Origin of the sequence: Streptomyces sp. NPDC058335 (assembly GCF_042723915.1) — a bacterium.
In the GTDB taxonomy this organism is placed as follows: domain Bacteria; phylum Actinomycetota; class Actinomycetes; order Streptomycetales; family Streptomycetaceae; genus Streptomyces.
Genome location: NZ_JBHXHX010000004.1, coordinates 367,074 through 393,992, shown reverse-complemented (window position 1 = coordinate 393,992; position 26,919 = coordinate 367,074). Strand labels below are relative to the sequence as shown.

Annotated in this window: 24 protein-coding genes and 1 pseudogene; 14 read left to right on the top strand and 11 right to left on the bottom strand. The window is 73.1% G+C overall.

Annotation, left to right across the window (positions count from 1 at the left end; translation table 11 throughout):
- Positions 1 to 272 precede the first annotated feature (272 nt).
- On the top strand, positions 273 to 1,829 hold the full coding sequence (locus ACFWJX_RS09860) for an MFS transporter (protein ID WP_383239472.1): 1,557 nt from the start codon (positions 273 to 275) through the stop codon (positions 1,827 to 1,829).
- Positions 1,830 to 1,887: 58 nt separating this feature from the next.
- Positions 1,888 to 2,760, top strand: a complete 873-nt coding sequence (locus ACFWJX_RS09855; protein WP_383239469.1) for a DUF1932 domain-containing protein — start codon at positions 1,888 to 1,890, stop codon at positions 2,758 to 2,760.
- Positions 2,761 to 2,808: 48 nt separating this feature from the next.
- On the opposite strand, the gene ACFWJX_RS09850 is transcribed toward ACFWJX_RS09855, so the two are convergent.
- Positions 2,809 to 4,110, bottom strand: coding sequence for a phytase (locus ACFWJX_RS09850; RefSeq protein ID WP_383239466.1), 1,302 nt, complete (start codon positions 4,108 to 4,110; stop codon positions 2,809 to 2,811).
- 282 nt (positions 4,111 to 4,392) lie between these two features.
- Here ACFWJX_RS09850 and ACFWJX_RS09845 point away from each other — a divergent pair, with 282 nt between their 5' ends.
- From ACFWJX_RS09845 to ACFWJX_RS09825, 5 genes are all read left to right on the top strand, one after another.
- On the top strand, positions 4,393 to 4,920 hold the full coding sequence (locus ACFWJX_RS09845) for a hypothetical protein (protein ID WP_383239463.1): 528 nt from the start codon (positions 4,393 to 4,395) through the stop codon (positions 4,918 to 4,920).
- A 179-nt stretch (positions 4,921 to 5,099) separates the two neighbouring features.
- Positions 5,100 to 5,906 carry a restriction endonuclease gene (locus tag ACFWJX_RS09840; RefSeq protein ID WP_383239461.1) on the top strand — a complete coding sequence of 269 codons (807 nt, stop codon included), beginning with the start codon at positions 5,100 to 5,102 and terminating at the stop codon, positions 5,904 to 5,906.
- Positions 5,907 to 6,012: 106 nt separating this feature from the next.
- Positions 6,013 to 6,501 (top strand): SRPBCC family protein, encoded by a 489-nt coding sequence (locus ACFWJX_RS09835; RefSeq protein WP_383239458.1) that lies wholly within the window; start codon positions 6,013 to 6,015, stop codon positions 6,499 to 6,501.
- Positions 6,494 to 8,119 carry a phytoene desaturase family protein gene (locus ACFWJX_RS09830; protein WP_383239455.1) on the top strand — a complete coding sequence of 542 codons (1,626 nt, stop codon included), beginning with the start codon at positions 6,494 to 6,496 and terminating at the stop codon, positions 8,117 to 8,119. Before ACFWJX_RS09835 ends, ACFWJX_RS09830 begins: the two co-directional genes overlap by 8 nt.
- Positions 8,120 to 8,153: 34 nt before the next feature.
- On the top strand, positions 8,154 to 9,029 hold the full coding sequence (locus tag ACFWJX_RS09825; RefSeq protein WP_383239452.1) for an SDR family oxidoreductase: 876 nt from the start codon (positions 8,154 to 8,156) through the stop codon (positions 9,027 to 9,029).
- A 45-nt stretch (positions 9,030 to 9,074) separates the two neighbouring features.
- On the opposite strand, the gene ACFWJX_RS09820 is transcribed toward ACFWJX_RS09825, so the two are convergent.
- Complete coding sequence (locus ACFWJX_RS09820) at positions 9,075 to 10,244, bottom strand: spore photoproduct lyase family protein (RefSeq protein WP_383239449.1); 1,170 nt, start codon at positions 10,242 to 10,244, stop codon at positions 9,075 to 9,077.
- Positions 10,245 to 10,386: 142 nt separating this feature from the next.
- Positions 10,387 to 11,523 (bottom strand): PP2C family protein-serine/threonine phosphatase, encoded by a 1,137-nt coding sequence (locus ACFWJX_RS09815; RefSeq protein WP_383239447.1) that lies wholly within the window; start codon positions 11,521 to 11,523, stop codon positions 10,387 to 10,389.
- A 110-nt stretch (positions 11,524 to 11,633) separates the two neighbouring features.
- On the opposite strand from ACFWJX_RS09815, the gene ACFWJX_RS09810 reads away from it, so the two are divergent.
- The 3 genes from ACFWJX_RS09810 (at position 11,634) to ACFWJX_RS09800 (ending at position 14,823) form a co-directional block, all read left to right on the top strand.
- Positions 11,634 to 12,491: a DMT family transporter gene (locus ACFWJX_RS09810; RefSeq protein ID WP_383239444.1), complete on the top strand. Its 858-nt coding sequence runs from the start codon at positions 11,634 to 11,636 to the stop codon at positions 12,489 to 12,491.
- A gap of 96 nt (positions 12,492 to 12,587) precedes the next feature.
- The gene (locus tag ACFWJX_RS09805; protein WP_383239707.1) at positions 12,588 to 13,769 is read left to right on the top strand and encodes a PP2C family protein-serine/threonine phosphatase; all 1,182 of its coding nucleotides are present in this window, start codon (positions 12,588 to 12,590) and stop codon (positions 13,767 to 13,769) included.
- A gap of 169 nt (positions 13,770 to 13,938) precedes the next feature.
- Complete coding sequence (locus ACFWJX_RS09800) at positions 13,939 to 14,823, top strand: hypothetical protein (protein ID WP_383239441.1); 885 nt, start codon at positions 13,939 to 13,941, stop codon at positions 14,821 to 14,823.
- 28 nt (positions 14,824 to 14,851) lie between these two features.
- Here ACFWJX_RS09800 and ACFWJX_RS09795 read toward each other — a convergent pair whose 3' ends face one another.
- The gene (locus tag ACFWJX_RS09795) at positions 14,852 to 15,787 is read right to left on the bottom strand and encodes a hypothetical protein (RefSeq protein ID WP_383239439.1); all 936 of its coding nucleotides are present in this window, start codon (positions 15,785 to 15,787) and stop codon (positions 14,852 to 14,854) included.
- A gap of 109 nt (positions 15,788 to 15,896) precedes the next feature.
- On the opposite strand from ACFWJX_RS09795, the gene ACFWJX_RS09790 reads away from it, so the two are divergent.
- A complete protein-coding gene (locus ACFWJX_RS09790) occupies positions 15,897 to 16,124 on the top strand; it encodes a hypothetical protein (RefSeq protein ID WP_383239436.1) in 228 nt (75 codons plus the stop codon).
- A gap of 34 nt (positions 16,125 to 16,158) precedes the next feature.
- On the opposite strand, the gene ACFWJX_RS09785 is transcribed toward ACFWJX_RS09790, so the two are convergent.
- The 6 genes and pseudogenes from ACFWJX_RS09785 to ACFWJX_RS09760 form a co-directional block, all read right to left on the bottom strand.
- Entirely contained in the window at positions 16,159 to 18,279 is a 2,121-nt protein-coding gene (locus ACFWJX_RS09785) for a SpoIIE family protein phosphatase (RefSeq protein WP_383239433.1), read from the bottom strand.
- 143 nt (positions 18,280 to 18,422) lie between these two features.
- A pseudogene (locus tag ACFWJX_RS09780) lies at positions 18,423 to 19,116 on the bottom strand (aminotransferase class V-fold PLP-dependent enzyme); the annotation flags it as partial.
- A gap of 120 nt (positions 19,117 to 19,236) precedes the next feature.
- Positions 19,237 to 20,397, bottom strand: a complete 1,161-nt coding sequence (locus ACFWJX_RS09775; RefSeq protein ID WP_383239430.1) for an oxygenase MpaB family protein — start codon at positions 20,395 to 20,397, stop codon at positions 19,237 to 19,239.
- 36 nt (positions 20,398 to 20,433) lie between these two features.
- Entirely contained in the window at positions 20,434 to 21,486 is a 1,053-nt protein-coding gene (locus tag ACFWJX_RS09770; protein WP_383239427.1) for a polyprenyl synthetase family protein, read from the bottom strand.
- Complete coding sequence (locus ACFWJX_RS09765) at positions 21,479 to 21,763, bottom strand: polyprenyl synthetase (protein ID WP_383239425.1); 285 nt, start codon at positions 21,761 to 21,763, stop codon at positions 21,479 to 21,481. The genes ACFWJX_RS09770 and ACFWJX_RS09765 overlap by 8 nt, the downstream gene beginning before the upstream one ends.
- A 334-nt stretch (positions 21,764 to 22,097) precedes the next feature.
- Positions 22,098 to 22,661 carry a Dps family protein gene (locus ACFWJX_RS09760; RefSeq protein WP_383239422.1) on the bottom strand — a complete coding sequence of 188 codons (564 nt, stop codon included), beginning with the start codon at positions 22,659 to 22,661 and terminating at the stop codon, positions 22,098 to 22,100.
- Positions 22,662 to 23,070: 409 nt separating this feature from the next.
- On the opposite strand from ACFWJX_RS09760, the gene ACFWJX_RS09755 reads away from it, so the two are divergent.
- Positions 23,071 to 23,829, top strand: a complete 759-nt coding sequence (locus ACFWJX_RS09755; RefSeq protein WP_383239419.1) for an MEDS domain-containing protein — start codon at positions 23,071 to 23,073, stop codon at positions 23,827 to 23,829.
- Entirely contained in the window at positions 23,826 to 24,779 is a 954-nt protein-coding gene (locus ACFWJX_RS09750; protein WP_383239416.1) for an anti-sigma factor RsbA family regulatory protein, read from the top strand. The genes ACFWJX_RS09755 and ACFWJX_RS09750 overlap by 4 nt, the downstream gene beginning before the upstream one ends.
- Before the next feature lie 70 nt (positions 24,780 to 24,849).
- On the opposite strand, the gene ACFWJX_RS09745 is transcribed toward ACFWJX_RS09750, so the two are convergent.
- A complete protein-coding gene (locus ACFWJX_RS09745) occupies positions 24,850 to 25,740 on the bottom strand; it encodes an SDR family oxidoreductase (protein ID WP_383239413.1) in 891 nt (296 codons plus the stop codon).
- A 325-nt stretch (positions 25,741 to 26,065) separates the two neighbouring features.
- Here ACFWJX_RS09745 and ACFWJX_RS09740 point away from each other — a divergent pair.
- On the top strand, positions 26,066 to 26,919 hold an 854-nt coding region (locus tag ACFWJX_RS09740), incomplete at its 3' end, for a glycoside hydrolase family 11 protein (RefSeq protein ID WP_383239410.1).

Below are 26,919 nucleotides of genomic sequence, written 5' to 3'. Positions count from 1 at the left end.
GCCGGAACCCGGGCGGCGTGCCAGGACCACGGGGGAGTCCTGGTACGCCGATGCCCGGCGGACGCGCCCGCGACGCCGGAGCGGGTGACAGCCGGGCCGACCGGCCCGCGAGGACGGGGCGATGACGGTCCCGCCGACGGGCCCGCGACGACGCCCCCGATGATCGAGTGGTGACGGTCCGGACGGCGGCGTACGGTCGAACGGTGACACGACAGTGGACGTGACCGTTCACTGAATCTCCCAGGGGCCCGCCCCTGTGCGGGCGACACGCCATGAGCACATCTCCGCAGCCCACTTCAGCGTCCCAGACCTCCGCCCGGTCGCCGGGCGGCGGCGGACACCCGATGGCGCTGTTCGTCATCGCCTCATGTCAGCTGATGGTGGTCCTGGACATCACCATCGTGAACATCGCTCTCCCCGAGATCCAGCGCTCCCTGGACTTCTCCACCGCCAACCTGTCCTGGGTGGTCAACGCCTACACCCTCACCTTCGGCGGTCTGCTGCTGCTCGGCGGCCGGGCCGGGGACATCCTCGGCCGGCGGCGGGTCTTCGTCTTCGGCGTGCTGCTGTTCGTCTTCGCCTCGCTCCTCGGCGGCCTCGCCCAGGGGCCCGGCCAACTCCTGGCCGCACGCGCCCTCCAGGGCGTCGGCGGGGCCATCGCCTCCCCGACCTCCCTCGCCCTGATCAGCACCACCTTCCGCGAAGGACCCGAGCGCAACCGGGCGTTCGGCGTGTTCGCCGCGGTCTCGGCGGGCGGCGGCGCGATCGGACTGCTCGCCGGCGGCATCCTCGTCGAGTGGCTGAACTGGCGCTGGGTCCTCTTCGTCAACGTCCCCATCGGCCTGCTCATCGCCCTCGCGGCCCCCCGCTGGATCAAGGAGTCCGAACGCCACCCCGGCCACTTCGACATCGCCGGCGCGGCGACCTCCACCGCGGGCATGGTCCTGCTGGTGTACGGCTTCATCCGGGCCGCCCAGGACGGCTGGCGCGACGCGCTCACCATGGCCTCCTTCGCCGCGGCCGTCGTCCTGCTCGCGGTGTTCATCCTGGTGGAGCGGCGCTCCCGGCAGCCGATCACACCGCTGCACATGTTCGCCGACCGCAACCGCGCGGGCACCTACGGCATCATGCTCTGCCTGGCCGCCGGCATGTTCGGCATGTTCTTCTTCCTCACCCTGTTCGTGCAGAACGTGCTGGACTTCAGCCCCCTCCAGGCCGGACTCGCCTTCCTCCCGGTGAGCGCGGTCATCGCCGTCGGCGCGGGCCTGGCCTCCCGCTTCCTGCCGACGTACGGTCCCAAACCGTTCATGGTGGTCGGAGGGGTCCTGGCCGCCGCGGGGCTGGGCTGGCTGACCCTGACGGACGTCCACTCCACCTACGCGGGCAGCGTGCTAGGCCCGATGCTCGTGTTCAGCCTGGGCATGGGCATGGAGTTCGTCTCCCTGACCCTGATGGCACTGTCCAACGTGTCCGTCCGGGAGACCGGCGCGGCCTCGGGGCTGCTCAACGCCACCCAGCAGGTGGGTGGTTCACTCGGCCTGTCCATCCTGGTCACGGTGTTCGGCACGGTCAGCAACAACGAGGCGGACAAACAGATCCCGGCGTTCCTGTCCCAGGCGACCCCGGCGGAACGCCTGCGCTTCCAGCGCACCGGTGAACTCCCGGCGCCCTGGGCCGACGAGATCCTCACGGCGGGCGTGTCGGCGGGCTTCGTGGTCGCGGCCGTCTGCACGCTGATGGCCGCCCTGATCGCCGTCGTCGTGATCCAGGTCCGCCCCTCCGACCTCGAACGCCTCAAGGGCGACGGAGCGGGGCCACCGGGCGGGTGAGAACCAGAGCCACGGACTCCGGGGCAGGTGGCCGCCGCCGCCGGGTTAGGGTCCGCTCATGGTTCGTGGAGACGTGGGGATCCTGCATCCCGGTGACATGGGCGCGCGGGTGGCCGCGCAGGCCGTGATGGGCGGTGCCGAGGTCTGGTGGCTGCCCTTCGGACGGTCGGCGGCGACCCGGCGGCGGGCGGCCGAGATCGGTCTGCGGGCCGCCGCCGACCTCGGGGAGCTGGCCGAGAGCTGTGAGGTCGTCCTCAGCGTGTGCCCGCCGGCCGCCGCCCTCGACGTCGCCGAGGAGGTGGCACAGGCCGGCTTCCGCGGGGTGTACGTCGACGCCAACGCGGTCAGCCCGGAGCGGATGGCGCGGATCGCCGAGGTGCTCGCGGGCAGCGGCGCCACCGTGGTGGACGGCGGGATCACCGGCCCGCCGCCCCGCGAGGCGGGCACGAGCCGGCTGTACCTCTCCGGTGACGCCCCGGCCGTCGCCCGGGTCGCCGGCCTCTTCGCGGGTACCGCGCTCGCGCCCATTGCGCTGGACGGCCCGATCGGCCGGGCGTCGGCGCTGAAGCTGGCCTTCGCGTCCTACAACAAGATCGCCTACGCCCTCGCGGCCCAGGCCTGCGCGCTGGCCGACGGTCATGGAGTCCTGGACGAGCTGACCGACCTCGCGGCCGGGGCGCTGCCTCACACGCCGCTGGCCGCGCCCGAACGCCTGGCCGGCGCCGGCGGCAAGGCCTGGCGCTGGGAGCCGGAGATGCGCGAGATCGCCCGCGCCTGCGCACAGGTCGGCCTGCCGACCGGCTTCGCCGAGGCCGCCGCGGAGACGTTCGGACGCTGGGAATCGCACAAGGACGACGCGGCGGTGACCGGCGCCCGGCTGATCGCCGATCTGCGCCCGACCGAGCCGCACGAGGGACCCGCCACGCGGTGAGCCGCCCGGGTGCGGCGGGAGTCCTCCCCGCCGCACCCGCGCGTCACCTCAGTCGTCGAGCGCGGTCAGGACCTCGCGGAGGTCGACGAACTTGAAGTTCGTCGCCGTACGGTCCTCGGCCTGCCCGGCGTCGTCGTGCCCGTCCTGCACGACGAGCAGACCGCCCGGGAACCTGCGGCCCAAGGGCGCCTCGAGCGCCGCGGCGCCGTCGCACTCTTCCGAGCCGTCGAGGCCCGTCGCGGTGGCGGCGACCCGGAAGCCGCCCTCGTACTCGTTGTCGTCGCCCTGCTCGCGGTCGTAGGCGGCGAAGGTGTTGTCGCCCTGGCTGGAGGCCAGCAGATAGCCGTCGCCGTCCGCCTCGCCCACCAGGGTCAGGCCCTCGACGTCCGCGGCGATCCGCGTCCCGCCGTAACCGGGGTCGGTGCCGTTCACGCACTCCTCGGTGACCTCGTCGTACGTCCCGGGGACCCCGTACTCCCGCACGGTGTCCACGAGTTGCGGCGTCCCCCGGAGGGTGGCGGGCACGCGCCAGATGCCGATGTCCTCCTGGCCGGCGTACAGGGTGCCGTTCGCCGGGTCGACGACCATGCCCTCGACCTGGGGCAGTTCACCGGGCTCGGCGCACGGCGACCAGGACGTGCCGTCGGGCAGGCGGAAGGAGGACGGCAGGGCAAGGGTGCGGACCTTGCGGTAGCCGACCTTGCCGTCGGCCGTCGGCGTCAGTTCGAGCAGGGCGATCGTCGTACGCTCGCGCCGGCTGACGAGCGCGTAGGTGCGGCCGCTCGCCCTGTCGGTCCAGGTGGCGAGGCCGTACGCGGTCTGCTGCTCGTTGATCTCCGACTGGTCGGCGGAGAAGACCGGCGCGGCGGCCGGGTCCGTGACGTCCGAGAGGGGACGGCCGGGCGACGTCGGGTCGATGCGGTAGAACCGCAGCCGGTCGTTGCCCCGGTCGGTGGTGACCGCGAGGTCGGCACGCCCGGTGGACAGTCTCAGACCCTGCACCACGTCCACGTTGTTGAAGCGGCCGGGCGCGTCCTCGGGACCCGGTCCGGCGGGCGCGGCGAGCGACTGCACGAGCCGGGCGCCGAGGTCGTACACCCGGAGGCCGCCCTCCTTCGCGGTGGCGACGACCAGACTGGCGTCCGGGTCGGCGGCGTTGCGCCAGATCGCCGGGTCGTCCGCGTCGGAGTTGCCGCCCGCCTCGTCGTCGTACAGGGCAGGCGTCTCGACGCGGGGGAGGACGGCCGGCAGGGCGCCGTCGTCCTCGGCGGAGGCGGGAAGTGCGGCGGTCAGAGCGAGCGACGCCGTGAGGACGGACACGGCGAAAGTCCTCGGAAGCGATCCGGCCACGTCGACCTTCCTTCGATTGGGAGCATGACAAAACACCGATGATCTTGGTGGTGCGGGCGAACGGCCAAGGGGCGTACGGGTGAAGGGCAGGCACCTTCGGGCGGAACAACTATCGTGCGCGAAGGGCCGCGTGGGGAGTCGCTGTCGTCGGACCGACGCCCCGACCTCGGCGCGCCGCACTCCCGCAGGTGCCGATCCGTCCCAACGCCCCCTCACGTCACCGTAGATGACAGGCGTGCGCCGCGGGGGTTTGCGGCCCGAGCGAGCGGCAACGCGAAGTCCATGACTGAACCGAACACGGAAACGAACGAAGAGCGCGCCGCCAAGCGCGCGACCGCGTCCAAGGCCCGTCGCGCGGCCGACAAGGCGACCGCGCCCGCCGCAGGGGCGGCGAAGGGCGCCGCCGACAAGGCGGGTGACACCGCGTCGGCCGCCGGTTCCAAGGCCGAGCGTTCCGCTGAGAAGATCGGCGACACGGCGCACGGCGCGGCCCGCGGCGTGGAGGCGGGCCGCCAGGCTCTTGTCGCGAAGACCGGGCAGGTGGCGGCCACGGCCAAGTCCGCCACCGAACAGGTCGCGGCCACGGCCAAGTCCGCCACCGGACAGGTCGCGGCCACCGCCAAAACGGCCGGCGGGCAGGTTGCCACCACGGCCAGGACGGCCTGGACGGTGATCGCCCACCGCAAGCTGGTCGCCGCCGGGGTCGGCGCGGGCGTGACCGCGCTGACGGCCGCGTCGTACGCGGCGGGCCGCCGCTCCGGCCGTCTCACCCACGGCCCGATCACCCGGCTCACCGGCGGCCGCATCTGACGCCGCGCACGCGCGGTGGGACGTACCCCGGCAGGACCGGGCCCACCGCGCGGAGCCGGGGAGGAACGCATCCGATCGACCTCGTTGACGCCTGGGCAATCGGTCACGATGAACCGCCCCAGCCGGGGCACACGCCCCAAGTGATCTTCGTCGAAGGCCGCTTGGGAGGAACCACCACCGTGACCGCACCCACCCGCCCGCTCCGCCGTGTGCGCCGCCGCCGTCGCTTCGACCTGCGGACGACGGCCCTCTTCTTCCTTCTTCTCGCCCTCCTCCTGACTCTCGCAGGACTGGTCGCCCGCACCGCCGCGGCTGCGGCGGAACGCCGTCCCGCGTGGGCCGTGACCCTGCTCGTCGTCGGCTTCGCCCTCACCGTCGCCTGCTGTCGGGGCCGACGCCGGTGGTCGGCGCGCAGACTCGTCCGGTGCGCCACCGAGGCCCTCGAGGAAGCGGCCGAGACAGCGGTCGACGCACTCGGCGAGACGCCGGTCGACGTCGTCCCGGCGGCTGTTGTCGACCCGGCCCGGACGCCCGTCGCCGACAGCGTGGAGGAGACACTCGTCGTCGAGACGGCCGCCGTCACGGACGTCACGGACTACGAGTCCCTGGGGCCGGACGAGTTCGAACAGGCGATAGCCGGCCTGTGTGCCCGCGACGGCTGCACGGACGTCGAAGTCGTGGGCGGCGCCGGGGACCTCGGCGCCGACGTCACCGCTGTGGCACCGGACGGACGCCGACTCGTCCTCCAGTGCAAGCGTTACGGGGACGGCCACAAGGTCGGCTCCCAGGATCTGCAGCGTTTCGGCGGCACCTGCTTCACCGTCCACGAGGCCGACGTCGCCGTGGTCGTCACCACCGGCGACTTCACGGCACCCGCCACCGAGTACGCGACGCAGTGCGGAATCCTGTGCGTGGACGCCGAGGGACTGCGCGCGTGGGACTCCGGTACCGGCCTCCGCCCGTGGGAGCTGCCCGGCGAAGGCTGAGACCGCGGGCTTCACGGCCGTATCGGAAATTGTTCGTCGTCACCCGGTTCGCCATCGGCGACAGGGGCACTTGGCGGTGAGCGAAAGGCGAGCACAGGAGGTCGTCGTGGCGGTCCGGCATCGACTGATCAAGACATCCCCGCAGCGTGTCTGGGCCGTCCTGGCGGACGGCGACCGGTACGCGGACTGGGTGGTGGGCACGGCGGAGTCCCACCCGGTACGGGGCCAGTGGCCCCAGGTCGGCGCGGAGATCGGCTACGAGGTCCGGATCGGGCCCGTCCGGCTGACCAACGAGACCGTCGTACGGCGCTGTGAGGAGGGCGTCGCCCTGGAACTGGAGGCGAGGGCGGGCGCGCTCGGCACCGCGAGGGTCGCCATCGAGCTGCGGCCCTGGGGCGAGCACTGCCTGGTGATCGTGGACGAGCATCCCCTGCAAGGGGTGGGCGGAACCCTGCACAACGCGGGCGTGGAGGCGCTGATCCAGCTCCGTCACCGGACGATGCTCGCCCGGCTGGCCGGGGTGTGCGAGGGCGGGGCCGAGGACGTCGGACCGGGCCCGGTGGCGGTCCGGGCGCACGGCGGCGCCGATGCCTGATGCCGTGGTGATCGGGGCCGGCCCGAACGGCCTGGTGGCCGCGAATCTGCTGGCCGACGCCGGCTGGAGCGTGGAGGTTCTCGAGGAGCAGCCCGGACCCGGCGGAGCGGTGCGTCACGACCGGGGGGTGGACCCGGACTTCGTCAACGACCTCTTCAGCTCCTTCTACCCGCTGGCCGCCGCCTCCCCGGTGGTGTCGGCCCTGCACCTGGAGGACCACGGACTGCGGTGGAGTCACGCACCCCACGTCCTCGCACATCCGCTGAGCGACGGCAGGTGCGCGGTCCTGGACCGGCGGATCGACACCACCGCCGCCTCCCTCGACGCCTTCCACGACGGGGACGGCGCGGCCTGGCGTCGGCTGCACGAGATCTGGGAACGGCTGCGCCCCGACATCGTCGACGCCCTGTTCACCCCCTTCCCGCCCGTGAAGGCCACCGGGCGGCTCGCCGTCCGGCTGCGCGCGGCGGGCGGACTGCGGCTGGCCCGCACCCTCCTGCTGCCGGTGCGCCGCATGGGCGCCGAGGAGTTCGGCGGCGAGGGGGGCAGGCTCCTTCTCGCCGGGAACGCGCTGCACGCCGACCTCGCCCCGGAAGCCGCCGGCAGCGGCGGCTTCGGCTGGCTGATGTCCATGCTCGGACAGACGTACGGCTTCCCCGTGCCGGCCGGCGGTGCCGGCGCCCTCACCGACGCGCTGGTCCGCCGGCTGCGCTCGCGCGGCGGCACCCTGCGCTGCGGGCAGCGCGTGGACCGGGTCGTCGTCCGCGACGGACGCGCGGTCGGGGTGCGCACCGCCGACGGCGGGACGCTCACCGCCCGCCGCGCCGTCCTCGCGGACGTGTCCGTCCCCGCCCTCTACGGCGAACTGGTCGAGCCCGAGCACCTTCCGTCCCAGCTCCTGGCCGATCTCAAGCGGTTCGAGTGGGACTTCGCCACCTTCAAGGTCGACTGGGCCCTCGACGGCCCCGTGCCCTGGCGGGCCGAACCGGCCGCGCGGGCCGGCACCGTCCACCTGGCCGACGGCCTCGACGAACTCACCCGCTTCGCCGCCCAGATCGCGATGCGGCAGATCCCCGACCGCCCGTTCTGCCTGTTCGGCCAGATGACGACGGCCGACGCGTCCCGCTCGCCGCACGGCACCGAGTCCGCCTGGGCCTACACCCACGTGCCGCACGAGGTCGCCTCCGACGCGGGCGGCGAGGGCCTCACCGGCGCATGGGACCACAACGAGCAGGAAGTCATGGCCGACCGGGTGGAACGCCAGGTCGAACGGTTCGCGCCCGGCTTCCGGGCGCTGATCCGCGCCCGCCGCGTCCTCGCCCCGCCCACCCTCCAGGCACTCGACGGCAACCTCCGCGCGGGCGCCATCAACGGCGGCACCGCGGGCATCCACCAGCAGCTCGTCTTCCGTCCGCTGCCCGGCACCGGACGGCCGGAGACACCGCTGCGCGGCCTGTTCCTCGCCTCCGCGAGCGCCCACCCGGGTGGCGGCGTGCACGGCGCGCCGGGCGCCAACGCGGCCCGCGCGGCGCTGCGCCGGTACCGGGCGCCAGGACTGGCGGGCCTCCAGCGCGCCCTCACCCACCGGGACCGCGCCGGCCACGCCCGGCCCACCTGAGCTCGACGGAGCCGACCGACGATCGGAGCCAGGCATGGCGCAGGCGCACAGCCCTCTGGAGAACCGCACCGTCGTCGTCACGGGCGCCGCCCGGGGGGTGGGCGCCGCCCAGGCCCATGCCCTCGCCCGGCGCGGCGCCCGCCTGGCCCTGCTCGGCCACGAGCGCACCGCCCTGGAGGCCGTCGCCGCCTCGCTGCCCACCCCGGCCCTCGCCGTCGAGACCGACGTCACCGACGAAGGGGCCCTCCGGGAGGCCGCCGAGACCGTCCGCACCCGACTGGGCCCACCGTCGGCCGTCGTCGCCAACGCCGGCATCGCCCAGGGCGGCCTCTTCTCAACGGAGGACATGGCCTCCTGGCGCCGCGTCGTCGACGTGAACCTCACCGGCAGCGCCCTCACGGCCCACACGTTCCTGCCCGACCTGCGGGAGACGGCGGGCTACTACCTCCAGATCGCCTCCCTGGCCTCCCTCGGCGCAGCCCCGCTGATGAGCGCCTACTGCGCCGCCAAGGCCGGTGTGGAGGCCTTCGCGCACGCACTGGGGGCGGAGGAGGCGCACCGTGGTGTCGCGGTCGGCATCGCCTATCTGAACTGGATCGACACCGACATGATCCGGGACGGCGACCAGCACGCCGTCCTGCGGGAGCTGCGCGCGCACATGCCGCCGCCCGCCCGGCGGGTCCACCCCGTCGAGACCGTCGCCGAGACCCTCGCCCGCGCCGTCGAACGCCGCAGCACCGCCGTCTACGTGCCCGCCTGGCTGCGCTTCGCGCAGCTCGCCCGGACCGCGCTGCCACCTGTGGTGCTGCGCGTGTCCCGTCGCGAACTGCCGCGGCTGGAGGCGGAGCAGCCCCTCCGCCCCACGGGTCCGCTCGGGGCCGGAGGCCGGGCCGACCGGCCCTTGTCCTGACCCCGTCCGGCCGGCCCCTGCGGAGCGTGCGGGGCCGGGAACGGTTCAGAAGGCGTAGCGGATGCGCAGCCACGGAGCGTGGACGCCGACCAGCTCCCGCAGGGCGCTCAGCGCATCGGCCTTGATCGCGTTGCGGTAGCGGACGTTCGACGCGCCGTTCTCGGAACGTTTCGCCTGCTGGAGATCCGGCTGCCACAGCACCTGCTCGGCACGGGGATGCCAGCCCAGGTTCACCTCGTGCAGCTCCCGGTTGTGGGTGAGCATGATCACCTCGGCGGCCGCTTGCCGCTTGACCCGCTCGGGCAGGACGTCGTCCAGATGTCGCAGCAGGTCGCCCCAGGCCTCCCGCCAGCCCGGCCGCAGGACGACGGGGGAGAAGTTGAAGTGCACCTCGTAACCGGCGTCCAGGAAGTCGGCCGCGGCGGCGACACGGGCGGCGACCGGTGAGGTGCGTACGTCCAGGAGACGGGCGTCGGTCTCGGGCATCAGGGAGAAGCGGATCCGGGTCCGCCCGCGCGGCTCCAGCGCGAGCAGGTCGGGATTGACGAACTTCGTCGCGAAGGACGCCTTGGCCGTCGGCCAGTGGCGGAAGGCACGCACCAGGTCGGCGGTGTTGTCGCAGACGAGGGCGTCGACCGAGCAGTCGCCGTTCTCCCCGATATCGTACACCCACGCCGTCGGATCGCACTGGTTGGGCTGCTGTTTGGGACCCTGCCGCGCGACGTGCCGGCCGAGGTGGGCGATGATCCGGTCGATGTTGGTGAACACGGTGATGGGGTTGGCGTAGCCCTTGCGGCGCGGCACATAGCAGTAGGCGCACGCCAGGGCGCAGCCGTTGGAGGGGCCGGGGGCGATCCAGTCCGCCGAACGCCCGTTGGGGCGTGTGCCGAGCGTCTTCCGCTCGCCCAGCACGAGTGTCTCGCCCTTGACGCGCACCCACCGTTCGACGTTCCCCTCATTGCCGTGCAGTCCGGGAACGCGCCAGTGGGAGTCGACCTCGACCAGCCGGGCCTCGGGGAAGCGGGCGATGATCTGGCGGCCGCGCGCCGAGGCGGCGGCCGCCGGTTCGGCGTGGATCTCCCGCACGGGCAGCAGGCGACGGGCCGTGTCGGAGTCGCGGAACGACGGACCGGCGGGGGACGGGGGTGGCTGAAGGGCGTCGAGTCCGAACAGTGCGTCGGACCCGCCGTCCGGGGCGACGGACGGGGCGGGCATGAGGGCTCCGGAAAGGAATGGCGTGAGGCCGCGGGACATACCACTCTACGCATACCGGGCATGTGGTCGCTGACCGGTGTGAGCGGCGCGCGGTCGGGCGACGGCGGCGGTCCCGGCCGCCGGGGAGCACGGCGGGGGCTCGTCAACCGACCTCACCGAGCGGCCGTCTCCGCAGCACCATCAGGGCCGTGTCGTCGCCGGGTGGGCCCGCCGCGTGGCGTCGCAGGTCGCGGTAGACCGTCGCCGGCAGGTCGCCGGGGCGGACGTCGTCCCAGGCCGCGGCGCGCTCCTCCAGTGGGTAGAACGTCCCCGCGGGATCCCGTGCCTCGGTGACCCCGTCGGTGCACAGCAGCAGCGTGCTGCCCTGCGGGAAGGCGAACCACTCGACCTTACGGGGCTCCGGGGAGAGCGCGTCGAGACCCAGCGGAACCCACGGCTCGTCCTTCAGCACCGGACCGTCCCGGTCACCGTGCAGCATCAGTGGGGCGACATGCCCGCAGTTGATCGCCTGGACCTCCGTGTCGGGGCCGATGCCGAGGACCAGCGCCGTCACGAACCGCTCGCTCTCGCCGGCCTGTGCCGCGAAGGAGTTGTGCCGCAGCACCGCGTCCTCCAGGGCGTCGACGACGGCGGTCAGGGTGGGCTCGGCGACGGCTGCCTCACGGAAGGCGCTGAGCACCGAGAAGGCCGCGCTGATGGCGGGCAGCCCCTTGCCCTGGACGTCGGCTATGAAGACCCGGCTGCCGTACGGAGAGGACACGACCTCGTACACGTCGCCGCCCACCCGGCTGTCCTCCTCCACCGGCTGGTAGAGGCCGTGCACGATGAGCTGGTCCGTCATCAGCGGGAACGGGCGCAGCAACTGCCGCTGGAGCGCTGCCGCGGCGGACCGCAGCCGGGCGATCTCGTGCTCGCTGCGGACCCGCTGGGCAGCCCGCGCGACGCTGAGCCCGTTGAAGAAGACCGCGAAGACGACGGTGGCCGTCGCGGCGCCGATCGTGTCCTCCGCGGTGTCGAACAGGGCGGCGGCGATCATCACCGTCACCCAGGCGGAGGCGACCGCGGTCTGGCGCACACTGCCCCGTCCGGCGATCAGCGCGGGCAGCACCACGAGAAACGGGGCGAGCCTGGTCTCGCGGCCCAGGAACACCCCGATGACCGCCAGCACCACCGTGACGAAGACGAGCCAGAACACGACGACCGACCAGCGCAGCGGCGAGGCCGTACGGCCCTCCCCGCCCGCCGCGGACGACCCGCTCGGCTCTCTCGACGCGTCCACCGTCTCTCCCGCTCCGTGTCCGGCCGTCGGCGTCCCGCCCGGGACGGGAACACCCTCCTCTCAATATCCGCCTCCCACGCCCCGCCCGCCGACCGCGGCATGGTGATCACATGACCGTGCTCGCCGTCCTGTTCGCCGTTCTCGGTGCCGCCAGCAACGCCGTGGGGACGGCGTTCCAGAGAAAGGCCGCCGCCACCGTGCCCCGCGGCGGCGGCCTACGACTGTTGCGCGCCCTGGTGAGGCGGCCCGCGTGGGTCGTCGGTGTCGTCGGTGTCGTCGGTGCCGCGATCTTCCAGGCCCTCGCCCTGGTCAACGGACCCCTGGCCCTCGTCCAGCCGATCTTCATCCTGGAGCTTCCCTTCGCACTGCTGCTGGCCGTGCCCCTGCTGCACCGCCGCCTGTCCGCCGACGGCTGGCGGGCGGTCGCGGCACTGGTGGCCGGCCTGGCCCTGGTCCTGCTGGCGGCGGCTCCCTCCGGCGCCCGCGACCAGGCGCCCATGACGCACTGGATCCCGGTGCTGACGCTCTGCCTGGGCGCGATGGCCGCCGCGGTCGCTGTCGCCCGCCCCACCCGCTCACCCCTCTTCCGGGCGGCGGCGCTGGCGACGGCCGCCGCGATCGGCAACGCCCTGACCGCCGCCCTGATGAAGTCCGCCACCGGCCGCCTCGCCGACGCAGGCCTCCCCGCCTTCCTGACCGCCTGGCAGACGTACGGCTTCGCGCTCGCCGGCGTCTGCGCACTCCTACTGCTGGAGAACGCCCTCCAGACCGGCCCGCTGGTCGCCTCGCAACCCGCGCTGACCATCGGCGACGCCACCGTGAGCCTCCTGCTCGGCGTCACCCTCTTCGACGAGCACGTCCGCACCGGCTGGTGGCTCGTCCCCGAGGCCGCGGGAGTCCTCCTGATCGTGTGGGGCGTGTTCCGGCTGACCCGCGTGGTGCCGCACCTGGCCGACATCGTCGGGTAGGCGCGTCCCGCCGCTCGCCGAACTGCGGAGGCCGGTGCGCGGTGTGAGACTTGCGGCGAAGACGATCGACCCGAGCATGCGGTGGGTGAGGACATCATGTCGGCCGAGGCCAGCGACGAGCACCTGCGGGACTTTCTCGCCGACCCCGTCAACTCCACCCTGGAGCTGTCCGCCGCCGTCGCCCGCTGCGCCAAGGCGCTCGGCCTCACGCACGCCGTCGTCTACCTCGCCGACCTGCAACAGCGCTGCCTCGTCCCGCTCACCGACGTGGCTTCGATCCTGCCCATCGACGAATCGCTGGCAGGCTGGACGTACCGCACGCAGTCGCTGCGGGTCGAGGAGTCCGGCACGGGCGGGGTGACCGCGTGGTTCCCGCTGCTGGACGGGGCCGAACGCCTGGGCGTCCTCGCCGTGTACACCCCCGCTCTCACCGCGGCGTCCCTCACCAGCGGCAGGGCCCTCGTCGCCCTCCTCGGCATGATGATCACGTCCAAGCGGGCGTACAAGGACTCCTTCGCGCGCCGGACCCGCACCGAGCCGATGCGACTGCCGGCCGAACTGCTGCGGGCCTTCCTGCCGCCCCGCACGATCGGCAACGGCCACGTCGTCTCCACGGCGGTCCTGGAACCCGCGTACGACCTCGGCGGCGACGCCTTCGACCACTGCCTCACCGACACGACGCTGCACGCCACCGTCGTCGACGCCATGGGGCACGACCTCGCCTCCGGGCTGACCAGCGCCGTCTCCCTCGCCGCGTGCCGCAACGCCCGGCGCACCGGCGCCGATCTCCCCGAGCTGGTGGACAGTGTGGACCAGGCCCTCGCCGACTGGCTGCCCGACCAGTTCTGCACCGCCGTACTGGCACAGCTGGACCTCGCCTCCGGCATGCTGCGGTGGAGCAACTGCGGGCATCCCGCCCCGCTGCTCATCCGCGACCAGCAACTGATGGTCGACGCGCTGGAACGCGAACCGGAGCCGCCCATGGGCCTTCCGTCCCTGCTCGCCGGACGGTCGCGCCAGACCCACGAGTGCGCCCTGCAACCGGGGGACCGGGTCCTGCTCTACACCGACGGCGTCATCGAGGCCCGGACACCCGACGGCAGCCTCTTCGGCCTCGAACGGTTCGCCGACTACGTCATCCGTGCGACGGCCGCCGGAGAACTCGCGTCCGAGACCCTGCGGCGCCTCATCCACTCCATCCTCGGCACGCAGACCGGGCGCCTCCGCGACGACGCCACGATCCTTCTGCTCGAGTGGCAGCCGCCGGTCCGCGCCTGAGCCGGGCGCGTCCTGCGGGGCACCCCGATTGCCCTCCGGTCCCGACAACCTTGCCCCCGCCGGTGGTTGTGGGCCTTCCCCGGCCCCGACTAGGTTCGGTCGGATAGCCGTGCGGCGCCCTCCGGGACGGCCGAGGGCCACCACCGCAAGCAGCTCGGACGGGAGAACGGTGCACGCGCACGAGGAACCCACGAAGACCGCACGCCCCGCCCCCCTCCCCGTGCCGCACGCGTCCGTCGGACACGCGGCGCGCCCCGGCACGGCGGGCCTCACCCCCGAGAGCGCGGCGGCGCTCCAGCGGACCGCGGGCAATGCCGCCGTCGCCCGCGCGGTCGGCCGGGTACGGCAGCCCTGGCAGGCCTCCGGGCCGGCCGGGACCACCGTCCAGCGGATGCCCCCCAAACGCGACCGGGACGCGGCCGGCCTCGAACGCGGCGACAGCCCGCCGCCCCGCCGCGCCACCCGAGGCAGCAAGAAGGTCTTCGACCTCGACAAGCCGACCCTCACCTTCACCTCGGCCTACGACGGCCCGGCGACCCAGCGCCTCGACGCCGACCAGAGCATCGGCTTCACCCAGGCGGCGGCACTGCACAATCCCGACGGCGCCCCGCTGTCCCCGGCCAGCAACTACCACTTCTGGCAGGAGGTCACCGACAGCAACGTCCAGATCATCCCCGCCCGGAGCACCGAGGGCGTCCCCAGCGAGCGAGCCTGGCAGCAGGACGGGCCGTACAAGCCGCCGTACAGCAACGCCGTCATCGTCAGCGACCGGAACGCGATCACCTTCAACGACGATCCGGGCTTCTCCACCACGTCCAAGCTGACCGCCGGATACTGGCTGGCCTCCTACAGCGTCAGCTTCCGCTGGAAGGTGGCCCGGAACACCGGCACCTTCAACCGCGACGCCCCGGCGTGGACCAGCGGCATCGTCACCCACACCCTCACCTCGGACTTCGACGCCGAGTCGCCGGACACCCCCGCACCGATCCGGGCCAGGGCGGCGGGCGACCGCACCTGGAACGTCGACCTCGGCGCGACGGGCGACGACGCTTAGGGGGCGAGGCCCCGGCCGCCGCCCCCGCTCAGCGGCGACCGCGCCGTTCGGCCCGCTCGGCCTCCCGGGCGGCCTCGCGTGCCTCCCGCTCCGCGCGGGCGAGCGCGTCGGCGGCCGCCCGCTGCCGCTCCTCGGCCGCCCGCCGCTCCTGCCGGGAGAGCTGGAGCTCCTCCCGCGCGGCGTGCAGGTGCCGTTCCGCGGCGGCCACCGCCTCCTCCGCCCGGTCAAGACGCTCGCCCGCCCGCCCCGACTCGCTGTCGGCTTCCGCCGACTCCGTACGGCGCTCGCGCAGCCGCTCCTCGGCCGCCTCCGCCGCCTCTCTGGCCCGTGCGAGCTGCCGCTCGCGTTCGCGGCGCCGCTCGGCGAGTTCGTCCTTCGCCGGGGCGCGCGTCGCCGGTCGCGCGGGTGCCGTACGGGCCGCCTTGCCCGGCGGGGCGCTGCCGGGGAGCAGGTCCGACGGCGGGGTGAGGGCGGTCTCCAGCCGACCGGCGGCCCACTGCTCGGCGGCGGCCGGGTCGGCCAGCACCGCCTGGAGCGTCGCCTCGACCTCCTGCCGCACCGAGGCCGACAACCGTTGCCCGGCCTCCGCGGCGAGCTGCGCGGCCTGCCCGGACAGCGCCGCGACGACACTGCGGCGCTGCACGGACAGCTCCTTGATCCCGGCCCGGTCCAGCGCGCCGTACGCCTCGCGCAGCGCCTCGCCGAGTTCCAGGAACCGTCGGCTCTCCTGCGGCAGGGAGCGCCGCAGCAGGTTCGCCGTCCAGGCCGCCAGGGAGGGCCGGCGGGCGGCGTGGATACGGCGGGCGTCCTCCGCACGCCCGTCCGTGCGGGCCCGCAGGGCCAGCTCCTCACGCCGGGAGACGAATCCGGCGGGCGGGGTGCTGTACAGCTCGTCGAGCGCCGCCTCCACCTCGCCCCCGGCCTCCCCGGCCCCCTGCTTCCCCCGTACGTCCTTGCGCGGCACGTTTCTCAGACTCCACCGGGCCCGGCCCGCGCGCACCTCGGCGCCGGACCGGTCGGGCAGGATGTGTACCGGGGCGTCCGGTCGGCGGAGCCGGGGAGGGGAGCGGTGCGTGAGTGAGGAGCCGGGGTGCGCGTGGACGGCCATGACACCGGGGGACTTCGACCGGGACGCACCGCTGCGGCTGAACGTCCGCACCGGCGGCGCCGCAGTCCCGGCCGAGCCGGACGAGTGCGGGACGGTGCCCCTCTTCGGCGACGAGGTGCCCGCCCGGCGTCCCCCGGCCGCCCGGCCCCGCCGACGCGATGCCACCGGCCACGAGCAGGAACGCCTGTTCTGACCGGTTCTCCATGAGACCCGGAAGATTCGACCGCTCAGCGGTCCGTGTACTGGATGACCAGCAGGGCCACGTCGTCGGTGCGCTTCCCGGCCGTACCGGACGTCCGCAGCAGGGTGTCGACGAGCGCGTCCAGGTCCCCGTCCTCGGCGCGGTCGAGCTCCTCGGCGAGCTGGTTCATGGAGTCGTCGAGGTCGACGCCCGGCGTCTCGATGAGCCCGTCCGTGTAGAAGGCGAGCATCAGCCCCGGTACGAGCGGGATCTCCGTGACCGGGAACTCGGCGTCGGGGTCGATCCCCAGGAGCGGCCCTGGCGGCATGTCGAGCGGCCGGGCGGGGCGCCCCGGCAGCCGCAGCAGCGGCGGCGGATGGCCGGCGCTGGCCAGCGCGACCCGTCGCCCGGCGAAGTCGACGCGGGCGTAGAGGCAGCTGGTGAACAGGTCCAGGCCAAGGTCCGTGAGGAGCCGGTTGGTTCCGGCGAGGACCCGGTCCGGGGTGGTGCCGAAGGTGGCGTGGGCGTGCACACCCGTGCGGACCTGCCCCATCAGCGCGGCGGCGGCGACGTTGTGCCCCTGGACGTCACCGATGACCGCCGCCGCGGCGGTGTCGTCGAGGCGGATCAGGTCGTAGAAGTCCCCGCCGATGTCCATGCCGCGGGTGGCGGGCAGATAGCGGGCGGCGACCCGCAGTCCGTCGATCGCGGGCAGCGTGCGCGGCAGCAGCGCCTGCTGGAGGGCGTGCGCGAGGTCGTGCTTGGTGTCGTACAGCCGGGCGCGGTCCAGGGCCTGGGCGATGAGACCGGCGAGCGAGGTCAGGACGGCGCGTTCCGCGGCGGGGAAGTCGTGCGGATGCTCGTAGGACAGGACGCAGATGCCGACCGGGCGGCCCGAGACGATCAGCGGGAGGAAGGCCCAGGCATGCTTGCCGCTGATCTGCGGGGCCTCGGGGTAGATGCGCCGCATCTCCTCCCGGTCCGAGAAGAAGCCCGGGATGCCACTGTCCAGGGTGTGCCCCGCCGGGGTGAACCCCGTGTCCAGCGGGAGCGCGTCGAGGCGCTCGATGGTCCGCGGCGAGTAGCCGCGGTACCCGATGATCCGCAGCCGGCCCGCCTCGGCGGTGGACAGCACCAGCCCCTGGGCGCCGAAGGCGGGCATGATCTGGTCGGCGATCAGATCGACGACGTCCTGGACGCCGACGACCTCGGTGAGCGCGGCGGCCAGATGCGTGAGCTGGTACAGCTGCCCGATCCGGGACGGCGCGGCAGCGCTCACGACCTGGCGGGGCGCGGCCACCGGCAGCAGGGCCTGTGCACCGCTGGGAACGATCCGGACGCTGATGCCGCTGGCGTCCGGGTACAGGTGGAACTCCAGCCACTGGCCAGGTGGCCGGCAGGCGGTGAAGGACACGGGCTCGCGGCTGAGCACCGTGGAGCGGTACCGGTCCTCGTAGGCGGGGTCGTCGAGCCAGCGCAGGGACTGCCAGGGCAGCGTGCCCAGCAGCTCGCCCGCATCGCGCCCGAGCAGGGTGCAGGCTCCGGAGCTGAGGTAGGTGAAGCGGCCCGCCAGGTCGAGGGCGCAGCTCCCGCCGGGCAGCCGTTCGACGAAGTCGGCCGCCGCCATCGCCGGTCCGGCGTCCCGGCGCCCGGCTCCGGCGGGCAGGACCCGTGGCAGGGCATCGCCGGCCGGCGGCCTGCCGCGCTCGACGGCCTCCTCGATCAGCCGCGCCAGCCGCCGGCAGCTGGAGGCGATGTTCCCCTGCTCACGCCCCGTCATGTACGGCGGACGGGTGGCCGGCCACATCAGCAGCAGGGCTCCCCAGGGGCGGACGCCGATGACCGGCGCGGCGGCCAGCGCCAGCGGATAGGGGAGGGCCATCGCGGTGCGGGGATAGGAGCGGGCCATCTCGCTCTGGCTGCCCACCCACACCATGCGCTCCTCGCGGACCGCGACGGCCACCGGCGCCGGAGCCGCCACCGGCACTCGCGCCCACGGTTCGGCCAGCTCGGCGGGCGCCCCGCTCAGCACGTCCAGACAGAGCACCTGCTCGTCGGTGGAGAGCAGGTAGAGGGCGCCGACCGACGCGCCGGTGCGGCGTACGGTCTCGGCGAACGCGGCGTCCAGGCCGTCTCCGTCGACGGCCGGATCACCCGTGTCGGTCACGAGGCACCTCCAGCGTCGCGGGGGAGCCTCGCGGGCGGCTGTCGGCTCCACGCCCGGCGCGCCATGCCCCCGCAGGACATGCCGCGACTGTCATCAAGGACGCTACGCCGATCCGGGACGCTCGGCACGTCCCCGCGGAAGTCTCGTCCAAGGACGGCGAGCGACTCCAGGAGCCGGTCGACGTCCTCGGCGGAGCTGTACGGCGCCAGCCCGACCCGTACGCCGCCCCCGTCCCCGAGCCCGAGGTGGCGGGACGCCTCCAGCGCGTAGAACGAACCGGCCGGCGCTTCCACCCCGTGCCCGGCGAGATACCGGGAGACGTCCGCCGGGCCGTGACCGGCCACCGTGAACAGCAGGGTCGGCGCGCGCCGGGCGGCCCGTGAGTACAACGTCACCCCGCCGGTCTCCCACAGCCCGGCCTCCAGGCGCTCGCGCAGCGCGTCCTCGTGCGCCTCGATCGCCGCGAAGGACGTGATCAGCCGCGCCCGGCGGCTGTCGCTCCCCGTCCCCGACACGAACCCGGCGAGGTAGTCCACCACGGCCCGCACCCCGGCCCGCACCCCGGCCGGCAGCTCGTACGGCAGCGTGCCCGGCTCGAAGCGCTCGGGCACGGCGTCGGTGGAGGGCAGCAGCTCGTCCGGGCGCAGCGACTCCAGCAGGGCCCGCCCGGCCGGTCAGGACGCCCAGGTGCGGCCCGAGGAACTTGTACGGCGAGCACACCAGCGTGTCCGCGCCGAGCGCGGCGAGGCCGACCGTGGCGTGCGAGGCGAGGTCGACCGTGGCGTGCGAGGCGAGGTCCACCGCGTCGACGTGGAGCAAGGCACGTCCGGCGGGGTGTGCCGCGCCGTTTCCCGGGCACACGTGGTTCGTGTGGTGCGGGGCGGTGCACCTGGGGAGGTCTGCACCGCCCCGCCCCCTCCTTGCCCGGCCCCCCCCGCCCCGGCTTGCGGAGGGCGGTCAGGAGACGGTGGCGGGCGGCGGTGTCCAGCGACCCGTCCCGGCCGGCCCTTCCGGGACGCCGTACTCCTTCTTCAGCTGCTCGGGGATGGCGTAGTGCATGACGCGGCCGCGGGTCAGGGAGGACAGCTCCAGGACGGTGGTGAGGTGGCCCAGGCGGTCCAGGGCCCAGCCGCCCATCGGTGAGCGGTCCTCGATCGACTCCAGGACACCCAGGAGGTGGGGGACGGCCCGCACGAGGGTGTCCCAGGCGGTGCGGGGGACCTGGAGCCAGTCGGCGCAGGTGTCGCCGACGAGGTAGCGGATCAGGGCGGACACGACCGGGTCGAAGAGGGTGCCGGGGACGACGTCCTCGTACAGGTCGATGAGCTGTCTCGTGAGGTGCGCGCCCTCGGCGGACGGACCCATGTGACGCGTCATGTAGAGGTCGAGGAACTGGCGGGCCTCCGGCAGGGACCGGGGCACGGTGTCCTGGTCGACGCCGAGCATGGCGCCGACGACGCGCCAGGCGTAGAAGTACGCCTCCGCGCCCTCCTCGGACAGGTGGATGCCGAGGCGGTGCAGGGAGTCCAGGACGAGCAGGGAGAAGAACATCTGCCCGCCGATCATGTCCTCCTGGCAGATCGGCACCCCGAGCGTCCGCGCGTCCCAGCGGTTCTCGCGCGTCAGGTGGTGCCGGATGGAGGCGTGCAGCAGCCGCACCTTCTGCGCGGCGGGGATGAACCGGCTGCCGGCCTCGAAGGCATCGGGGCGCATCAGGAGAACGGTGAACTGGCCGGTCTCCGCCATCCGCTTGGACGGATAGCTCAGTCCGTGGGTGGCGGACAGGAGCTGGGCCACGTGCGGGACGAGGTAGCAGGCGGGCATGGACGCGAAGGACAGCGCCGTGGAGATGTGCACGTTGTTGTCGATGAAGAACAGCCGGGCCTTCTCCATCTCCGCCCAGTCCACCCAGTGCGGCGGCGTGCTCGTGGCGTGGAGGTACTCGCGGGCCACCTCGGGCAGTCCGTCGGGCAACTCCTGGCCGGCGGTGGAGACATAGCGCATCAGGGTGTTGAAGGTGCCCACCTCCCCCCGCTCGAACAGGGTGGCCACGACGGCGTCGGCCAGTTCGTCGCCACTGCCGCGCAGGGCGGCCATCGACGTCTCGGTGAAGGTCATGAGGTCTCCTCGGCAGGGCGGCAGGGCGGATCGGCGTCAGTGGAGGCGGTCGGTGGCCCGGTGCGCGAGGTCGTCGAGGACGCGCCGCGCCCGCGGCGGCACGGGAGCGTCGTCCAGGGCGCGCGTGGCCTGCTCCACCCGCGTGTGGATCATCCGCTCGATCCGTCGCGGCGCCCCCAGTTCACGCATCAGCGCCCGTACGTCGTCCAGGTGGCCGTCGTTCAGGTCGCGCCGCCCGAGGACACCCCGCAGGCGTTCGCGTTGCGCCGGGTCGGCGGCGTTCCACGTCTCGGCGAGCAGGGCGGTGGGCCGGTGCGTGCGCAGGTCGTCCAGGCCGGCCTTGCCGGTGCGCTCCGGGTCGCCGAACAGGCCCAGCAGGTCGTCGCGGAGCTGAAAGGCCTCGCCCAGCGGCAGCCCGTAGGCGGACAGGCCCTCGCGCAGCGCGGGCGAGGCACCGCCGAGCAGTCCGCCGATCGACAGGGGCTGTTCCACGGTGTACTTGGCGGTCTTGTGGCGGATCACCTGGAGGGAGGCGGCGGTGTCGGGGCGGCCGCCGGTGCGCAGGATCTCCAGGCATTCGCCCGCGACGAGGTCGCGGGCGAGCGCCGCCCACAGGCCGCGGGCGCGGCCGAGGTAGGCGGCGGGCAGGCCGCTGGTGACGAACAGCTGCCCGGCCAGGGACATCAGGAGGTCGCCCACGAGCATGGCCAGGGACCGGCCGGCCGGGCGGGCGTCGGGGCGTCCGCGCAGGGCCGTGGCGAAGGCGAGGTGGACGGTGGGCCCTCCGTGGCGCAGGGGGCTGTCGTCGATGAGGTCGTCATGGACGATCGCGGCGGCGTGCACGAGTTCCATGGAGGCGGCGGCCCGTACGAGGGCGTCGCTGTCGGGCTGTCCGGACGCCCGCCAGCCCCAGTAGCAGAACGCGGCCCGCAGGCGTTTGCCGTGTCCGGCGGCGTCCCGCAGCCGTTCGGCCACCGGCTCCAGCTCGTCGTCGACCGCCAGCAGCAGGTCGGCCTCCTCGGCCAGCCAGGCGCGCAGGACGGAATCGACGCGGGACCGGAAGGCGGCGGCGTCCCAGTCGTCAGACATCGCCGGAATCGGTCTTCTCGCGGGCGAGCTTGTGCCGGGCGAGTACCTCCAGGTGGGCCGGAGGCACGTTCGTGTACCGGTCCAGGGCGAGTCTGCCGCGGGCCTGGAGCTCCTGCTGAGCGCTCTGCGCCAGGTCGGCCGTGTCGGACCGGCGCAGCAGCCCGCGCAGCGTCCCGAAGGCGGAGCCGACCGCATGCACCGCCAGGTCCGCCAGACCCGCGGCCAGCAACAAGGCCTGCTCCTCCCGCCCAGGACCACGCGGTGTCGTATACGCCATGTCGCTTCCCCCATCTCCCGGTGCCGTCGCCGTGCAGGCACTCAGAGCATGGCGGGTCGCGGGGGGCGAAGATCGGTGGATACTCCATCGAGTGACGGACCGGACGTGTGTCAGACCACCTCGAGCCGTCGGCGGAGACGTCGTTGCGGCGGTCTCCGCCCCGGCCGACAGCACACCTTTCGGCCCACAAGCTCGACCTGCGGCCGCGCCGCGGGTCGAGAAGTCCGGTCCGGCGCATCTCACCGTCCGGCTGGGCGGCGGCGCGGCGCGACGTCGTGTGCGCGTGCCGCCGCCTCATCGGGCGGGCGTACGAGCGGGTCCCGGCCGTCCGGGATCAGTCCAGTTCGGCGCCGCGCGCCGCGGCCTCCCGCTCGGTACCGGCGTCGGCCGTCGCCAGTGTGCCGTTCGCGCTCTCGAGATGGGCACGGACGAACCACTGGAACTGCTCCAGATCCCGCAACTGCTCGATCAGCAGGTCCTCGGTGGCGGGATCGAGGTCACCGACCTCCTTGATCGCGCCCCGTACGCTCTCGAGCAGGCCGGTGTAGACCAGGTCCAGGGCCGCGAGGTGCGCGATCGCGCCGTCCCGGCCGATGGAGTAGTCCTGCCACGTCCGTTCCTCGACCAGGGCCCCGGGAGTGCCCTGCGCGACGCCGCCCAGGGCCGCGATGCGCTCGGCCACGTCGTCCGCCATCTCGCGGACCCGGTCGACCTGCGGGTCGATCATCTCGTGCACGGCGATGAAGTGGGGGCCCACGACGTTCCAGTGCACGTGCTTGAGGGTGAGGTGCAGATCGTTGAGGGCATGCAGCCGCAGGCGCAGTACGCCGATGAGACGGCCGGCCGTCTCACGCTCGATGCCCGGAACGGTGTACTTGGGAGTCAGGTCCTTCGCCATCTGTGCAGCTCCTTCAGGTCAGGGGTGTTCGGTGCCCTGATGCCCCGCACCCGGTGCGACAGGCATGTGAACCTCGCCGCGTCACCGATCCGACCACCTGGTCGGCCGCGGTGCGGGCCGAAGACCGCCGTACGGGTATCGGCGCCGGACGCGTCGGGCCCGTCCGGGTCGGCTTGCGGACGGTGTACGCGGGTACCGCAGACCTCCCGGTCCTGACGGCCGACCGGATGGACACGGGACGGCCCGCGGGCGGTGCGGGACCGGTGCTCCGGCGCCTCCGCGCCTCGCTGGTGCCCACTCGGCACCTGACCGGGGATCCGCCGCGGGCTCGGGAGCGGCCAGTAGGGTGAAGGGGTGAACGAGGGGAGCGTCGGTGAGAGCGGCACGTAGCCTGGCGACGCTGGACGACGTGGAGAGCGGCGACCACGTCTGCCAGTTCCTGGAGCCGGCCGAGAACGTCGTGGAGCGCAGCCGCGCCTTCGTGGCCGACGGTGCGCTCTTCGGTGACAAGCTGGTGATCGTCGGTTCGGACCGCCGGCCCACTCCGGAGCTGGCCGACGCGGCGGCCCGCGTGGTCCTGGATCCGGCCCGCCTGGATGGTTCCCTGCTGGCCGCGGTGCGCCGGGAGGCCGCGAGCGCCGGGCGCGAGGGCTTCCGGGCCCTGCGGATCCTGCGACATGTGACGGCCGACCACCGTGGTTCCCGGCCCGACACCATGCTGCAGAGCGAGCTGGACCTGGAGGAGTTCGCAGCGGACAGCGGTGCCATGGTGCTCTGCACGTATCGGTCCGGGGAATGGGACCCGCCGACGCTCGACCAAGTCAGATGTGTTCATCCGCATCACGTGGGCAGTCGACCCGCAGCGCCTGAGTTCCGGGTGTTCAGAACCGGAGAGGGCCGTTGGACGGTGAGCGGGGTGATCGATTCCGAAGGCGCCGCGGCGTTCGGCGCGGTACTTCGAAGCATGGTCGCCCATTCCGCGACCCTCCGCCTGATCTGTCACGACCTGGAGTTCTTCGACGCGGCGGGCATGAGCGCCTTGGCCGACGCCGCCAGGTTCCTGCCGGAGCGCAGGGTGATCATCGAGGGCGCCAACGAGACCGTGCGCCTGAGCTGGGGGCTCTCGGGATTCGCCGTACCGGAGGTGCCGGTGGTGATGGTGCCATGAGCATGTCTTCTCCGCGAGAGTCCGACGCCCCTACGGGATACCGGCACGAGCTGTATCCGTACCGGGGGCACCAGGAGTTCCTCGACGGCACCCTTGGCTTCATCCAGGAGGCGCTCGACGGCGACGAGGCCGTCGTCGTGGCGGTTCCTCACGACAAGGTGACGCTGCTGCGCGCGGAACTTCCCGAGCTGTCGGCGGTCCGCTTCGTCGACACCGGCGCCGTCGCCCACCATCCCGGGCGCCTCATCGCGGCCTGGCAGCAGTGGATCGCGGTGCACACCGCCGAGGGCCGGCCCGTGCGCGGCATCGGCGAGTCGCCCTGGGAGGCTGCCGGCAGTCGTGCCGAGGTACGCGAACTGCAGTACTACGAGTGGCTGCTCAACAAGGCCTTCGCCCGGAGCCCGGCCTGGTGGCTGCTGTGCCCGTACGACGCGGACGGCGCGTACGCCGACCTGAAGGCGATGACGCGCTGCCACCCCGAGGTGCGTCGGGACGGCCGCTCGCAGCCGAGCGACGGGTATGACGCGGAAGCGGCCTACCCGTTCGAACCCCTCGACCGGCCCTGTGATCCGTACGAGGAGATGCACTACGCCCGCGGAGACCTGGCCGCGGTACGCGGGAGGATCGCCGAGTGCGCCCGGCGGCACGGACTGGGCGGCTCACGGCTGAGGGAACTGACCCTCGCCGCCACGGAGATCGCGGGAAACAGCATCAAGCACGGCGGCGGACGGGGAGTGCTCAGGGCCTGGGCCGAGGAGGACCGCATGATCTGCGAGTTCCGCGACCGCGGCTATCTGGACGACCTCCTCGCGGGGCGGACCGGACCGGATGCGGTGCAGGTCGGCGGCCGCGGACTGTGGCTGGCCCACCATCTCTGCGACCTCGTGGAGATCCGTTCCACCCCCGAGGAGGGGACGACCGTCCGACTGCACATGGCGTTGCGCGACTGAGCGCCCGGCGGCTGGAGTCCGTCGGCCGCCGACGGACCCGAGCGGCATGGCCGGCCCGCCCCACCGCCGGCTAGGGCAGCGGTGTCCCCCCGGTCGCGTTGAGGATCTCGGCGGTGATGAAACTGGCTTCCTGCGAGGCGAGATAGACGTACGCGGGCGCCAGTTCGGCCGGCTGCGCCGGACGGCCCAGAGGGCTCTGCTTGCCGAACTCGGCCGTGTCGGGCATCGTCGCCGGGATCAGGGGCGTCCACACCGGGCCCGGCGCGACCGCGTTGACGCGGATGCCGCGCTCCGCGACCATCTGCGCCAGCCCCTGTGTGAAGGTGACGATCGCGCCCTTCGTCATCGCGTAGTCCAGCAGATGCGGACTGGGCTTGTACGCCTGCACGGAGGTCGAGTTGATGACGCAGGCGCCCGCCCGCATGTGCGGCAGTGCGAACTTCGTGAGCCAGAACATGCCGTAGAGGTTGGTCCGCAGAACCCGGTCGAACTGCTCGGTGGTGATCGCCTCGATGCCGTCCGGCTGGGACATCTGGTAAGCCGCGTTGTTCACGAGGACGTCGATCGACCCGAACTCGGCCACCGCCCGGTCGATCAGCGCCCGGCACCGGCTCTCCTCACGGATGTCGCAGGAGACGGCCACAGCCTTGCGCCCTGCGTCCTCGACCAGCCGGGACGTCTCGCGCGCCTCGTCCTCCTCCTCGGCGAGGTGGGTGAACAGCACGTCGGCACCTTCGCGGGCGAAGGCGAGGGCCACCGCCCGCCCGATCCCGGAGTCCCCGCCCGTGATGACCGCCTTGCGGCCCTCCAGTCGGCCGGAACCGCGGTAGGACTCCTCGCCGTGGTCGGGCGGCGGATCCATCGCCCCGGTCCACCCGGGATGGGGCTGTTCCTGGGAGGAGAAATCGGGTCGCGGGTGCTGGGTGGTGGGGTCCTGCTGCCTGCGCTGCTCGTCCGTCACGTGGACCTCCCCGTCCTGGGTGATGTGTGCGGAGGCCGGGTTCCCCACCGTGACCGGCCGAAAAGCACCTCGGACAGAATGTCCGGAAGCACGTCGAATGTTTCGGACACAACCACAGCCCGCTGTGGATCTCCAACCTGACCCTTCTGGCTCTCTCACGCGCGACGACTCCCCTGGTGAGAGTCATTGGTCTGCCCGAACGGCTCTGTGAACGGTCCGGCCAGGACTCCGAACGTTTCGAAATGATTACCGAAACAGTTGACTGTTGACGGGGACAGTTCAACACTTTCGCCATTCCCCGTCCCCCGAAGGAGGAGGCGCGCACATGACCGCGTTCATCCATCCGCAGAGCCGCAGTCGCGGGCGGTTCCGCACGCTCGTCCGCAGCGCCTGGGCCGTCGCCCTGGCCGTCGTCGTGACGATGCTGCTGCCGGTCTCGGCCCACGCCGACACCGTCGTCACGACCAACCAGACCGGGACCGACAACGGCTACTACTACTCGTTCTGGACCGACAGCCCCGGCACCGTGTCCATGAACCTGGGCTCCGGCGGCACCTACGGAACGTCCTGGAGCAACACCGGCAACTTCGTCGCCGGCAAGGGCTGGAGCACCGGCGGCCGCAGGGCCGTGACCTACTCCGGCACCTTCAACCCGTCCGGCAACGCCTACCTCGCGCTGTACGGATGGTCGACCAATCCGCTCGTCGAGTACTACATCGTCGACAACTGGGGCACCTACCGGCCCACCGGAACGTTCAAGGGCACCGTCACCAGCGACGGCGGCACGTACGACATCTACCAGACCACGCGGTACAACGCCCCCTCCATCGAGGGCACCCGCACCTTCAACCAGTACTGGAGCGTCCGGCAGTCCAAGCGGACCGGCGGAACCATCACCACGGGCAACCACTTCGACGCCTGGGCCCGCGCGGGAATGAGTCTGGGCACCTTCAACTACATGATCCTCGGCACGGAGGGATACCAGAGCAGCGGCAGCTCCAACATCACGCTGGGTGACGCCGGTTCGGGTGGCGGCGGCGGAGGCGGCGGAGGCACCGGGTGCACCGCGACCGTGTCGGCGGGTCAGCAGTGGGGCGACCGGTACAACCTGAACGTGTCGGTGAGCGGGGCGGGCAACTGGACGGTGACGATGAACGTCCCGTCCCCGGCGAAGATCCT